This is a genomic window from Bizionia sediminis, assembly GCF_042684585.1.
Taxonomy (GTDB): domain Bacteria; phylum Bacteroidota; class Bacteroidia; order Flavobacteriales; family Flavobacteriaceae; genus Algorimicrobium; species Algorimicrobium sediminis.
In genome coordinates, this window is the sequence record NZ_JBHULS010000007.1 from 64,400 (window position 1) to 76,687 (window position 12,288).

Sequence of the window (12,288 nt, forward strand, 5' to 3'; positions counted from 1 at the left end):
ATTAATACAGTTGTCTTACAACCAAGGTGTCCAGTTTCAACTTTACTTTTAGCCATCGCTCCAGCTTGCTTTGTTCCTTGGCTATTTCTGCATCAGATAATTTGCTGTTATCCCATTTTACGGTAAATACCGAAACGGTGTCTATTGATTTAAAATCCGATTCAATTTCGTTGGCGTAGTTAAACCGCTCTAAATTTTCGTAATTAATTTCAACTTCCTTTAGGACATCCTGAAATGGTATGGTGTTCTTTTCTAGGGCTTGCAATGCTTTAACACGGTTTTCTAACAAACTAATTTTTTGCGATTGCGATATTAAATCAATAGAATCCCGGTAGCGCAGTTGTTCCATAAATTTCATATTATCGTATTGCTCCGTTCTACTCTGGTTAAAAATAATACGGGTATTAGCTAGAGCAGGATAATCTGCGCGTTTACTACGTATAAGGCTAATAGTAGACTCGGGAATTTCGCCTAGTCCAAAGGTATTAAATTCTATATATGAGTCCCCATTGTTGTAGTTAGGAATGGTATTTTTTTTAATAAATTCAAACTGTGGTAATCCCTTTAATTCCCTATCTACAAAACGCTTTGCTTCGTTATTAAAGTTGCTTTCCTGTAATACCTTCCAGAAAGTAATACCTGCGGGAATCATTACTACAATGGCCAATACGGATGCTATTTGTGCGGTGCGCTTGCGTTTTTTTGAGTTTACGTATTTTAACATAGGAAAACGCAACGCTTTTAGCACGATAAAGGTTGCCAGCGCAATAAAAATGGTATTAATAATAAACAAATACATGGCGCCAAAAAAGTAGGGCAAATTACCTTTTGCCAAGCCATAACCTGCCGTACAGAGCGGTGGCATTAAGGCTGTGGCTATGGCAACACCAAAAATAGCCGAGGCAATGGTACCGCGTTTTGTTTTAGCAATTATTAGGGCTGCGCCACCAAAAAAAGCAATAAGAACATCGCGAATATCGGGTTGCACACGTCCTAGTAGTTCCGAAGTATCCTCGCTTAACGGAAATAGTAAAAAGAATAAATAAGCCGTTAATAAGCTTAAACCAATCATGGTTGCCAGGTTTATTAACGATTTTTTCATGGTATCAATATCGTTTATCGCTACCGATAAGCCTACCCCTAAAATAGGTCCCATTAGGGGCGAAATTAACATGGCACCAATTACAACAGCTGTAGAGTTAGCGTTTAAACCTACGGAAGCCACAAAAATGGAACAAACTAAAATCCAGGCAGTGGCGCCTTTAAACGAAATATCTTTTTTAATAGCCTCAACAGTTTCATCCCTGTCGGTATCTTCGCGAAAATCTAATAATTCAATTAAGAATTTTTTAATATTTTGAAATAAGCCTTTGGCATCCTTCTTAACCGCCTGTTTGGACTCGGCCATAGCAGCATCTTTCTTGGCGGCCTCACTATCTGGATTGTTTTTAGGTACTTCTTCAGAAAAGTTGAATTTATTTTCTTCCATAGTTTTAAACGAACTTACTGCCAAACTTGGCTTTTACACGTTCTAATGTTTGTTTAATATCCTGTTCTTTAGATTTTGGAAAGATAAGTAAAACATCGTTTTTATCCACCACTATATAATCGTTTAAACCATCAATTACAACGACTTTTTTTTGATCCGTTCGGATGATGTTTCCTGATGCGTTTTCCGTTAAGGTTTTTGCGTTAATTACCGCATTATTATTGGCGTCTTTATCCAATTTGTCATACAGACTTCCCCAGGTACCCAAATCATTCCAATCAAAGCTAGCGGGTAAAACAAAAACATTGTCCGATGCTTCCATAAGCGCATAATCCACTGATATATTGGGGGCATGACCATAATAATTGGCTATAAAAGTTGCTTCGGTTTCTGTATTATAATGCGCCATACCTTTTTCAAAAAGCGCATATAAGTCTGGCTGATTTGTTTTGAAAGCCTGCAAAACACTGTTAACGCTCCACATAAATATACCGGCGTTCCATAAAAAGTTGCCCTGTTTTAAGAAATTAGTAGCCGTTTGGTAATCTGGTTTTTCACGAAATTGCCTTACGGGTTTTATTGGTGTTTTTACATCTTTAGGATACTCTATATAACCGTAACCGGTATTAGGAAAGCTTGGTTGTATTCCTAGAGTCATTAGTGCATCGTTGGTGCTGCAAAAATTAAAAGCTTGTTCTACATTTTGTATAAAGGCGTCTTCGTTTTCAATCCAATGGTCGCTAGGAGCCACAAGCATTAAAGCATTCGGGTTTTCTTTTTTAATTTTTAACGAAGCATACAAAATACACGGTGCTGTATTGCGCATGGCTGGTTCTAAAAGTACTTGCCGTTTGGTAAGTTCTGGAAGTTGTTCAAAAACTAAATCGTTGTATTTTTCGTTGGTTAATATAAAAATGTTCTCTTTAGGAATGCACTTAGACAATCGACTAAACGTTTTTTGAATGAGAGTTTCGCCTGTTCCTAACATGTCGTGAAATTGTTTAGGAAAAGCTGTTGTACTAACGGGCCAAAATCTGGAGCCAACCCCGCCCGCCATTAAAATTGCATAATAATTAGTATTCATGTACTCGTATTTACTCGGTATTATTTTTTACGGCACTTAAGATACCGTTTTTTCGTTATTTAATAGCTCTACTTCGGCGTTTGGATTAAAAAGATATAGTTTGCCTGTTTTAATTTCGGTGCAGGCAATGCGTTTTACGCGTTTGTATTCTTTTCTAAAAATTTTACCGTTATATAATTTAAAAACTTGGCCATCTTTAATTTCAAACACATAGGTTTTATTATTGGGTGGGTCAAATTGCTTTAGTGCAAAGGCCAATGCCACATCGGTATCGCTACTAGCTTTTGGATTTTTAAAATGTTTAGCCAATAGGGGCAGCAATTTCTCCGGAAAAACAGTTGGATTTAGAAATGGCAACATAAGTTTCTGAAATGTGCGCTTCCAAGCTTTTCCATGCGGCTTTATACCAATACCATAATTTTTGTAAGCTTCCAAATGAGCTATTTCATGTATAAGTGTTATTAAAAAGCGATATGGATTTAAATTAGCATTAATGGTAATTTCATGGCGTCCGTTAGGCAAGCGCCTATAGTCGCCATGGCGTGTTTTTCGTTCACTTTTTATTGTTATTGTAACATTTTCATCCGCTAACAATGCTTGCACCGGCTTTACAGCGGCTTGTGGAATGTAGGATGCTATGGCATTATTCATATGGCAAAATAACACAATTTATAGTTAGGTTTTAAAAAAAAGAAACGCTTATTTTTTAGAGCTTATAGGTGGTTGTATACATAAAAAAGTCTGAAGTAATTGGATACTTCAGACTTCCTGTACTAATGCATTTCTTTTTGTTATTCTTTGTTTTGTTGGTCCTTTATGGTTTTTTTATTTATATCAAAATCGTTCGTTTTAATAGTGGTGTCACCAGTTGGGTTTGTTGGATTAGATTGTTTTTTGGTAGGTTTAAATTTTCTTTTGTCTTCTGTAATTCCCATAATATTAAGTTGTTTTGTTTTTGTTTAAGATATTAATTTTCAGGGCTTTTTGTATTAAAAGTATCTTAAATTACCTTGATAAAATGTTAAAAACAGGGCTGAATTACCATAAAAATTAAAATAGAAGCAGAGTAAGCACAAGGAATTAATTAAGTGTACCTTTGCGCCATACAAACGAAGTGACATTTTTTATAAGTCTATCACTTCACAAATAAACGATATGACATTTAAAATGTTAGGTTTGTCTGACGCCCTTTTAAAAGCGGTCAGTAAGCAGGGTTACGAGACACCTTCACCAATTCAAAAAAAAGCCATTCCCGCGGTATTAGAAGGACATGATGTGTTAGCATCGGCTCAAACTGGAACAGGTAAAACAGCAGGATTTACGTTGCCACTGTTGCATATATTATCACAGTCTGAAAGGTCCAAACAACCACCCATTCGTGCTTTAATTTTAACACCAACACGCGAGTTAGCGGCACAGGTGCACGATAACGTAAAACAATACAGCCAGTTTACACAATTAAAATCGGCAGTTATTTTTGGCGGTGTAAATCAAAAACCACAGGTGGCTGTTTTAAATAGAGGCGTAGATGTATTGGTGGCAACCCCCGGACGTTTATTAGATTTGCATAGTCAGGGAGTCGTATCTTTAAAACAAATTGAAATATTAGTTTTAGATGAAGCCGATAGAATGCTTGATATGGGGTTTTTACGCGATATTGAGCGACTAATGAATTTAATGCCAGTGAAAAGGCAAAACCTACTGTTTTCTGCTACGTTTTCCAAGGAAATTAAAAAATTAGCAAATGGTATTTTAAGAAAACCAGTTGTGGTGGAGGCGACACCCGAAAACTCTACTGTAGATGCCATTTCTCAAAAAGTATATCGTGTAGCAAAAGGCAAAAAAACAGGCTTAATTATTAAGCTTATTTCAGAAGGTAACTGGACACAAGTGCTTGTGTTTACGCGTACCAAACACGGTGCTAACAAGCTTTGTAAAAAAATGGTGAGTAGCGGTATTAGTGCCGCAGCCATTCATGGTAATAAAAGTCAGGGAGCTCGTACAAAGGCTTTGGCAGGTTTTAAAGCAGGAACTATTAGGGTGTTGGTGGCAACAGATATAGCGGCTAGAGGTTTGGATATTCCGCTATTACCACATGTTATTAATTTTGAATTACCAAATGTTTCCGAGGATTACGTGCACCGCATTGGAAGAACGGGTAGAGCAGGAGCTAGTGGCGAAGCTATTTCGTTGGTAAGTGCAGACGAGACAGTATTTTTACGCGATGTTGAAAAGCTGGTAGGTTTAAAAATACCCGTATCCATCGTGGAAGGTTTTGAACCAGACCCTAATGCTTCTACAGAACCCGTAAAGCAAGGTCAGGGGCGACAAAGAAAGCAAACCACCAGAAAGGCAAGTACCAAAGGCACGAAAAAAGGATCCGGATCGGGATTGCGAAACCGGTTTTCGGATGACCAAGGTAGAGGCGGACAATCAAAAAGACGAAAAGGGTAATATATTAGGTTAACAGGAGCAAAAAAAGCAACGTATTGGTATAATAAGGTAAACAAGCTTCTTATTTATGGAAGAACAACCAAACAATCCTCTGCATGGGGTTACATTAGAAAACATATTAGTGGCTTTAGAGGCGCACTATGGTTGGGAATATATGGGGCACCAAATAACCATTAAGTGTTTTACAAACAATCCGTCTGTAAAATCTAGTTTAAAATTTTTAAGACGCACACCTTGGGCTAGAAACAAAGTAGAGGCTATGTATGTTAATATGCTAAAAAAGCAGCAACATAAAAAAACGTAAACCAAATTCTGTGCGTATTTGTATTTACTAGGTTTATGGGTTAATTAAACTCCCAACCAAAGGAACTTTGGATAACATAATCCGATACAGAGCCGCCAGCTATTGGTTTACTATCGTAATTATAGGTTAAGCCTAGTTTTACAAAAAAATCCAACGGTAAATCGTATTTTAAATTTAATTTATAATCCGCTCTATACCGCCCACTTTCGGTTAAGCTGGGATAGAAAGAAAGATCTGTATTTAAATTAAAATCGTTAAAGTCGAACATATTCAACGTAATATTTCCATAGGCCTCCATGGAGTTTTTGTTTTCGATATTTATGGCAGAGAAGTTTTCGTTGTTCCAAGCCAATCCAAAGCCGCTGCCAAAAAACAATTTGTTCGAGCGAATAAAAAATTTACCCAAACCAGCCTCAACCGTCGATCGTAATTTAAGCTTTTGCTCGTCGTTGGATAAAAAATTGGTTTCTGACGAAAAAAACCAGTCCTTTTTCATAATGTACGTTAAACTTAAGCGTGCGTCGGTGCGGTGTGTTTCTGAAACCCCATCCTGGTTACTTCTAACCGAATTATAACTACCAGAAAAAAGCCATTTATAGGCGGTATAACTTAATTCGCTATTAACCGAAAATTGATTTAAATTATTGCTTTTTGTTTTATTAAATCCTAATGAAATGGAAGCAACCACCCGCGATAAAAAGTTAGTTTTAACAGGTTTAATGTAAACTATATCGGCAATAAGAACGGTTTTTTTTGTGGTTTCTTCTTGTAATGTAACGTAGTTAGAATTTTCGGTGTATAGGGTGCTATTTAAGCGTTCGCCATTTGACAGTGTTAGCAAAAAAGATTGCGCGCTTCTAACAAATTTAACATCCAGCCACGTTATTTTAAAATCGGAATCGCTGTAACTTGTTTTAAAGGTTACAACGCCTTTGTCCATAGATTTTATTTCACCTATTAATTGGTCGTTGTTTTTAAGTACAAGCGTATCGTTTTGGGCCCAAAAAACGGCCGAATTTAATCCGAATAGACAGAAAAAAACAACAATGTATTTCGAAGTAGAAAGGGGTTTATTAAAAAACATGAACACTTTTTTTATTAAAATGGCAGGGCTTATAAATTATTTAAAAGCATTTATTACTTGGCTTTGGCTCCTTTTTTTAAGCTTTTTACAACAAGTAGGCGTACCAATAGGATAAATGGAAAACCGTGAAAAAATAGATCGAACCAATCCATAAAAACCATACCATGTGCCCCACCGGCAAACCACTTTAGCTTTCCCCATAAATGAGGCTCTGGGAAAAACGGTGCTAAACCCAAAGTTGCACACAATATTAAAAGTAGTTTCCAATTATTTATAATGGTTTGCATAAGGTATTTGTTAGGGGCTAATAATTTGGTTCAAAGTTATAAATTCTTTACAAAAGAAGGTGTTTAAATGTATAAGGTTCTGAACATCTTAAATAGCCAGCCAATTAGCCAGCATGGTTTTACCTTGCGGTGTTAAAACAGATTCCGGATGAAATTGAACGCCGCGCACATCTAAAGACCGGTGTCTTAAGGACATTATTTGGCCTTGCGCATCTACCGATGTAGCTTCCAAACTTGTTGGTAAATTACTATCAACCACCCATGAGTGGTACCGGCCCACCTCTAAAGTTTTATTTAAACCTTTAAAAAGAGGTTCGTTTGTTGCGGTTATTTCAATTTTGGTAGCAACACCATGAAACACCGTGTTTAAGTTTATAAGTGTTCCACCAAACACTTCGGCAATGGCTTGCTGGCCCAAACACACGCCCAAAATACTTTTGCTACTAGCATAGGTTTGTATAATGGTTTTTAGTAGCCCAGCCTCATCAGGAATGCCAGGTCCCGGCGATAATACTATTTTATGAAAGGTATTTATAGCTTCTAATTGTACGGTATCGTTTCGTTTAACAGTGACACGGCAGTTTAAAGCTTCCAAATAATGAACTAAATTGTAGGTAAAACTATCGTAATTATCTATTATTAATACCGGGGTTTTCGTGGCCATTAATTTACGTTTATTGGTGTTAGCACCAATTATATTGCAGTTTGTTGCAAACTTTTTAAGTTTATAAGGGTGCTCGTTATGTTAGGAAACGGCTATATTTATTTATAAAAAAATCAAAAATAGCTAAAAAGAGTTTAGTTGCTTGTTTTTTTTTGAAGTTTACAGGTTGTGCTAATTTTTTTAATTCGTTTAAATAAAAAAGACTGCCAACAGCAGTCTTTTTTTAGTTGATATACATTACTGGGTTTCTACTAAATGGAACAATTTAGAACCCGTATGTTGTAGTTTATCTAAAAATAGTTTGTTTTCTATCGGGACCAACCGAAACCACTGTAATAGGAATTTCCAGTTCTTTTTCCAGAAAACTAATATAATTTTCTAAAGCTTTTGGAAATTGGGAGGCGTTGGTCATTTTTGTTAAATCTTCTTGCCAACCCTCAAAGTTGGTATAAATTGGTTTAATGTTTTCAGGTTCAATATTATACGGTAAATGTGTTATAGTTTCACCTTTATATTCGTAGGCGGTACAAATTTTTAATGTTTTAAAACCGGATAGCACATCGCCTTTCATCATCATTAATTTGGTTACTCCGTTTACTTGGCAGGCATACTTTAAGGCTACCAAATCCAACCAGCCACAACGTCTGGCACGACCTGTTACGGCACCAAATTCGCGACCAATTTTAGCCATGGCAGCGCCAACATCGTCAAAGAGTTCTGTAGGGAACGGACCAGATCCTACACGGGTGGTATAGGCTTTAAAAATACCATAAACATCGCCAATTTGGTTTGGTGCCACACCCAATCCTGTGCAGGCCCCTGCAGCAGTGGTGTTACTAGATGTTACAAAAGGATAGGTTCCAAAATCGATATCTAAAAGCGATCCTTGGGCGCCTTCAGCTAAAATTGTTTTTCCGCTTTTTTGAGCTTGGTATAAATATTCTTCGGAATCGATAAAAGTAAGTTCTTTTAATCGTTCTACAGCTTCAAAAAACTCGGTTTCAAGCTCTTCTAAATCGTATTGAATTTGTACGTTGTAGAAACTAATCATAGCTTCGTGCTTATTGGCTAGGGTGCGGTATTTTTCTTTCCAATCTGCTAATTCTAAATCGCCTACCCTTATACCATTTCTTCCAGTTTTATCCATGTAAGTTGGTCCAATTCCTTTAAGTGTGGAACCAATTTTGGCTTTTCCTTTGGCCGTTTCGCTGGCGGCATCAAGCATGCGGTGTGTAGGTAATATAATATGCGCTTTTCTGGATATTATTAGTTTCTTTTTATAATCTATGTTAAACTGGTCTAAACCTTCTAACTCCTTTACAAAAACAACCGGATCAATAACAACACCATTTCCGATAACATTAACCGAATTGGCATGAAAAATTCCAGACGGAATGGTTCGTAAAACGTGTTTAATGCCGTCAAACTCTAGTGTATGACCGGCATTTGGTCCACCTTGGAAGCGTGCAATAATGTTGTAGTTGGAGGTAAGAACATCAACAATTTTTCCTTTGCCTTCGTCCCCCCATTGTAATCCTAGTAGTAAATCTACTGCCATGTTGTAAAATATTATTTGGTTGTTTTTCTGTTGCCGTAAAAGTAGAGCGAGTGGTTGTTTATTTCAATATCAAAAACTTCTTCTATTGTTTTTTTTATGGATTGTATGCGTGGGTCGCAAAACTCAATTACCTCGCCTGTATCGGTTAAAATAACATGATCGTGCTGTTTGTCGAAGTACGATTTTTCGTAATGCGCCTGGTTTTGGCCAAACTGATGCTTACGTACAAGTCCGCATTCTAGCAATAATTCAATGGTATTGTATAACGTGGCACGACTTACGCGATACTTTTTATTTTTCATATTGAGGTACAGTGATTCAATATCAAAGTGTTCCTCGCTATTGTAAATTTCTTGTAAAATGGCGTAACGTTCTGGCGTTTTACGGTGCCCTTTCTCGCTTAAAAACGTAGTAAATACATTTTTAACAATTTCCTGGTTTTTTATATCGGTTTTTACACTCATAATTGGCTGCAAATTTACATTTATTTTTAAACTCTTTCTACTTTATCAATACCATTAATTTTTTTCAGATTATCAACCAATTTTTTTAGTATGGTATTATTTGTTACTACCACATTAATTTTTCCTGAAAAAATGCCGTCATCACTTTCAAAACTAATACTTTTCATGTTTACGTGCATGTTGGATGAGATAACATTTGTTATGGTGTTTACCAAGCCTAAATTATCGATACCGGATAGTTTAATTTGTGCTGGAAATTCCTGTTGCGAGGAATCAATCCATTTGGCTGTCATGATGCGGTAGGCGTAATTAGATTGCAAACTAACAGCATTTGGACAGTTTTTTTTATGAATTTTAAGGCCGTCGTTAATGGTTAGAAAGCCAAAAACGGGGTCGCCGGGAATGGGGTTACAGCAGTTAGCAAATTTGTAATTTAGTTTTTCTTCATCTTTACCAAAAACAAGCAAATCGTATTTGTTGGTAATTTCTTCTTTTTCAAGCTCCTCTTTAGGAATATTGGGACGTCGGGATATTTTGTTTTTCAAATAACTCATAAACGCATTGCTTCGTGAGGAGGCAAATGCTTTTAGCATAACGTTATCTATGGTGCCCGCACCAACTCTAAAAAATAGGTCTAAGCTGGTTTTTAATTTAAAATAATTAACAAGCTCATTTACAGATTTTTCATCTAGAGTAATTTTTAATTGCTTTAACTTTCGGCGTAAAATTTCCTTGCCATCTTCGGCAATACGTTTTTTATCTTCTTTTAGTGCTGATTTAATTTTGCCGCGTGCCTTTGCTGTGGTTGCGTAATCCAACCAGTTCGGGTTTGGCTTGGCATTTTCGGCAGTTAAAATTTCTAGTCTGTCGCCACTTTTTAGCACATGACTTAAAGGAACGAGTTTACCATTTACTTTGGCACCTCGCGTTTTCATGCCAATTTCGGTATGGATGCTAAAGGCAAAATCCAGGGGTGTTGCGCCTTTTGGCAGCGATTTTAAATCGCCTTTTGGTGTAAAAACAAAAATTTCTTTAGAGTAAAGATTTAGCTTAAACTGTTCTACAAAATCTACAGCATTGGTTTCAGGGTTTTCTAGGGTTTCTTGCAGTTTTGCCACCCATGAATCTAATGTTTCATCGGCGTTTTCGCTACCTTCCTTATATTTGTAATGCGCGGCATACCCTTTTTCTGCTATTTCGTTCATACGTTCGCTACGTATTTGTACTTCTACCCAGCGACCTTTTGGGCCAACTACAGTAATGTGCAGGGCTTCGTAGCCAGTAGATTTTGGCGACGATATCCAATCGCGTAAACGCGTGGGGTTGGGCCTAAAGTGATCGGTAACGATGGAGTAAATTTTCCAAGCTAAAAACTTTTCATTTTCGGGTTCGCTCTTGTAAACAATTCTAACAGCAAATTTGTCGTAAATTTCATCGAAAGAAACCCCTTGGTTTAAAATCTTTTTTCGGATGGAAAAAATAGATTTTGTACGGCCTTTAATGGTGTAATCCAGTTGTTCCTTATCTAGCGATGTGGATATTACTTTACTAAACTCACTTATATAGGTGTCCTGTTCTTCTTTACTGTCTTTTATTTTATGCAGGATATCGTAGTACACTTCTGGTTCTGTATATTTTAATCCTAAATCTTCCAATTCAGTTTTAATGTTATACAAACCAATTTTGTGCGCAAGCGGGGCATAAATATATAAGGTTTCGGAGGCTAGTTTTACCTGTTTGTCCGGACGCATAGAATCCATAGTTTGCATATTATGCAGACGGTCGGCAATTTTTATAATAATAACCCGAACATCGTCGTTTAAGGTAAGGAGCATGCGCCTAAAATTTTCGGCTTGCATAGAAATATCCATGTCCGTGTCCTTATTTATAAACGAAATTTTGGTAAGGCCATCTACAATTTTGGCTACTGTTTCGCCAAACATATCCTCAATGTCCTTCAACGTGTAGCGGTCGCAGTCCTCTACCACATCATGAAGCAGAGCAGCGGTAATGGATGTGGCGTCTAAACCAATTTCTTTGGCCACAATTTTAGCAACGGCAATTGGATGAAAAATATAGGCTTCGCCAGATTTTCGGCGTTGATCTTTGTGTGCATCTACGGCCACATCAAAAGCCTTTCTAATTTGAATTTTGTCTGCTTTAGAAAGGGTTCTGTAGCTTACGCGCAACAGTTCGCGATAGGCTTTTGCTATTGTGGCGTTTTCTTTTTCAATATCTATGTCTGTCATAAAATTAAAAGTAGTACTTACTGTTTTAGGTTACAACTTTTGGTTGTTTTTATTTGCTATTCTGGTTATTTACAGAAATATCGTGCTCTGCAAAGTTTTTAAAATCGTTAAAATACTGTTTGCTCTGTTTCTTAAAAGCATTTGGCATAAATATAAGCATGAGGCGCATTTTTAGACTTGTGGGTACGATGGTGTTTTCTGAAATCCACAAGGTTTTTGTGTCGCTAATGGCTTTAAATTGGTTTTTTTGAAAAGACACCACGCCTTCATTTTGAAAAGACATATCCAATTCGTGGGGTAAACTAACATGCGACATGGTTTGGATAAAATAAAAATCTTTATCGTTTATCCTGTAATGCAAACGCATTTTGGATCCTGTTTGCCCGTAAACACCCGTTATAAAATCGTAAGCTACAATATTGCGTTGCCAATGTTTCAGGTTTTCTGGATTGTTAAACTTTTTCATAAAAGTTTCCAAAGATACATGTATGGTGGTTTCCAGAGTGTAGGTCATACTAATGTCTTTTTACTCCTATAAATATACAATTTTTATAGCAAGCAAAGCTAATAATTTAGTAGTAGGTTAAAACTTTATAAGTCTGCTAAATTTGTAACTTGTATTATGGCTTAATATTCCTATTTTTGCATGAA

The 12,288-nt window shown here is 36.6% G+C and carries 13 protein-coding genes; 2 read left to right on the top strand and 11 right to left on the bottom strand.

What is annotated here, in order from left to right; genetic code table 11:
- Position 1: 1 nt before the first annotated feature.
- The 4 genes from ACFSQP_RS12320 to ACFSQP_RS12335 form a co-directional block, all read right to left on the bottom strand.
- Positions 2 to 1,489: a DUF389 domain-containing protein gene (locus tag ACFSQP_RS12320; RefSeq protein ID WP_376894953.1), complete on the bottom strand. Its 1,488-nt coding sequence runs from the start codon at positions 1,487 to 1,489 to the stop codon at positions 2 to 4.
- Between the two features lie 4 nt (positions 1,490 to 1,493).
- Positions 1,494 to 2,573, bottom strand: a complete 1,080-nt coding sequence (locus ACFSQP_RS12325) for a mannose-1-phosphate guanylyltransferase (RefSeq protein ID WP_376894955.1) — start codon at positions 2,571 to 2,573, stop codon at positions 1,494 to 1,496.
- 36 nt (positions 2,574 to 2,609) lie between these two features.
- On the bottom strand, positions 2,610 to 3,224 hold the full coding sequence (locus ACFSQP_RS12330; protein WP_376894957.1) for a SprT-like domain-containing protein: 615 nt from the start codon (positions 3,222 to 3,224) through the stop codon (positions 2,610 to 2,612).
- Between the two features lie 140 nt (positions 3,225 to 3,364).
- The gene (locus ACFSQP_RS12335) at positions 3,365 to 3,508 is read right to left on the bottom strand and encodes a hypothetical protein (protein ID WP_376894959.1); all 144 of its coding nucleotides are present in this window, start codon (positions 3,506 to 3,508) and stop codon (positions 3,365 to 3,367) included.
- Positions 3,509 to 3,728: 220 nt separating this feature from the next.
- On the opposite strand from ACFSQP_RS12335, the gene ACFSQP_RS12340 reads away from it, so the two are divergent.
- Both ACFSQP_RS12340 and ACFSQP_RS12345 read left to right on the top strand, forming a co-directional pair.
- Positions 3,729 to 5,027 carry a DEAD/DEAH box helicase gene (locus tag ACFSQP_RS12340; protein ID WP_376894961.1) on the top strand — a complete coding sequence of 433 codons (1,299 nt, stop codon included), beginning with the start codon at positions 3,729 to 3,731 and terminating at the stop codon, positions 5,025 to 5,027.
- Positions 5,028 to 5,094: 67 nt separating this feature from the next.
- Positions 5,095 to 5,331 (top strand): VF530 family protein, encoded by a 237-nt coding sequence (locus ACFSQP_RS12345; RefSeq protein WP_376894963.1) that lies wholly within the window; start codon positions 5,095 to 5,097, stop codon positions 5,329 to 5,331.
- Between the two features lie 40 nt (positions 5,332 to 5,371).
- Here ACFSQP_RS12345 and ACFSQP_RS12350 read toward each other — a convergent pair whose 3' ends face one another.
- The 7 genes from ACFSQP_RS12350 to ACFSQP_RS12380 all read right to left on the bottom strand — a co-directional run bounded on the left by ACFSQP_RS12350 (position 5,372) and on the right by ACFSQP_RS12380 (position 12,151).
- On the bottom strand, positions 5,372 to 6,415 hold the full coding sequence (locus ACFSQP_RS12350; protein WP_376894965.1) for a DUF481 domain-containing protein: 1,044 nt from the start codon (positions 6,413 to 6,415) through the stop codon (positions 5,372 to 5,374).
- Positions 6,416 to 6,468: 53 nt separating this feature from the next.
- Entirely contained in the window at positions 6,469 to 6,702 is a 234-nt protein-coding gene (locus ACFSQP_RS12355) for a hypothetical protein (protein WP_376894967.1), read from the bottom strand.
- Between the two features lie 88 nt (positions 6,703 to 6,790).
- Positions 6,791 to 7,366 (bottom strand): anthranilate synthase component II, encoded by a 576-nt coding sequence (locus ACFSQP_RS12360; RefSeq protein WP_376894969.1) that lies wholly within the window; start codon positions 7,364 to 7,366, stop codon positions 6,791 to 6,793.
- Positions 7,367 to 7,652: 286 nt separating this feature from the next.
- Entirely contained in the window at positions 7,653 to 8,924 is a 1,272-nt protein-coding gene (locus tag ACFSQP_RS12365; RefSeq protein ID WP_376894971.1) for an adenylosuccinate synthase, read from the bottom strand.
- A gap of 11 nt (positions 8,925 to 8,935) precedes the next feature.
- Positions 8,936 to 9,388 carry a Fur family transcriptional regulator gene (locus ACFSQP_RS12370; protein ID WP_376894973.1) on the bottom strand — a complete coding sequence of 151 codons (453 nt, stop codon included), beginning with the start codon at positions 9,386 to 9,388 and terminating at the stop codon, positions 8,936 to 8,938.
- 26 nt (positions 9,389 to 9,414) lie between these two features.
- Positions 9,415 to 11,637, bottom strand: coding sequence for a RelA/SpoT family protein (locus ACFSQP_RS12375; RefSeq protein WP_376894975.1), 2,223 nt, complete (start codon positions 11,635 to 11,637; stop codon positions 9,415 to 9,417).
- 49 nt (positions 11,638 to 11,686) lie between these two features.
- Positions 11,687 to 12,151, bottom strand: a complete 465-nt coding sequence (locus ACFSQP_RS12380; protein WP_376894977.1) for an SRPBCC family protein — start codon at positions 12,149 to 12,151, stop codon at positions 11,687 to 11,689.
- Positions 12,152 to 12,288: the final 137 nt, after the last annotated feature.

Excerpts from the sequence above, each read along its gene's own strand:
- ACFSQP_RS12380 (WP_376894977.1), bottom strand. The coding sequence starts at position 12,151 with ATGACCTACACTCTGGAAACCACCATACATGTATCTTTGGAAACTTTT.
- ACFSQP_RS12325 (WP_376894955.1), bottom strand. The coding sequence starts at position 2,573 with ATGAATACTAATTATTATGCAATTTTAATGGCGGGCGGGGTTGGCTCC.
- ACFSQP_RS12360 (WP_376894969.1), bottom strand. The coding sequence starts at position 7,366 with ATGGCCACGAAAACCCCGGTATTAATAATAGATAATTACGATAGTTTT.
- ACFSQP_RS12355 (WP_376894967.1), bottom strand. The coding sequence starts at position 6,702 with ATGCAAACCATTATAAATAATTGGAAACTACTTTTAATATTGTGTGCA.
- ACFSQP_RS12320 (WP_376894953.1), bottom strand. The coding sequence starts at position 1,489 with ATGGAAGAAAATAAATTCAACTTTTCTGAAGAAGTACCTAAAAACAAT.
- ACFSQP_RS12365 (WP_376894971.1), bottom strand. The coding sequence starts at position 8,924 with ATGGCAGTAGATTTACTACTAGGATTACAATGGGGGGACGAAGGCAAA.
- ACFSQP_RS12335 (WP_376894959.1), bottom strand. The coding sequence starts at position 3,508 with ATGGGAATTACAGAAGACAAAAGAAAATTTAAACCTACCAAAAAACAA.
- ACFSQP_RS12375 (WP_376894975.1), bottom strand. The coding sequence starts at position 11,637 with ATGACAGACATAGATATTGAAAAAGAAAACGCCACAATAGCAAAAGCC.
- ACFSQP_RS12350 (WP_376894965.1), bottom strand. The coding sequence starts at position 6,415 with ATGTTTTTTAATAAACCCCTTTCTACTTCGAAATACATTGTTGTTTTT.
- ACFSQP_RS12345 (WP_376894963.1), top strand. The coding sequence starts at position 5,095 with ATGGAAGAACAACCAAACAATCCTCTGCATGGGGTTACATTAGAAAAC.
- ACFSQP_RS12330 (WP_376894957.1), bottom strand. The coding sequence starts at position 3,224 with ATGAATAATGCCATAGCATCCTACATTCCACAAGCCGCTGTAAAGCCG.
- ACFSQP_RS12370 (WP_376894973.1), bottom strand. The coding sequence starts at position 9,388 with ATGAGTGTAAAAACCGATATAAAAAACCAGGAAATTGTTAAAAATGTA.
- ACFSQP_RS12340 (WP_376894961.1), top strand. The coding sequence starts at position 3,729 with ATGACATTTAAAATGTTAGGTTTGTCTGACGCCCTTTTAAAAGCGGTC.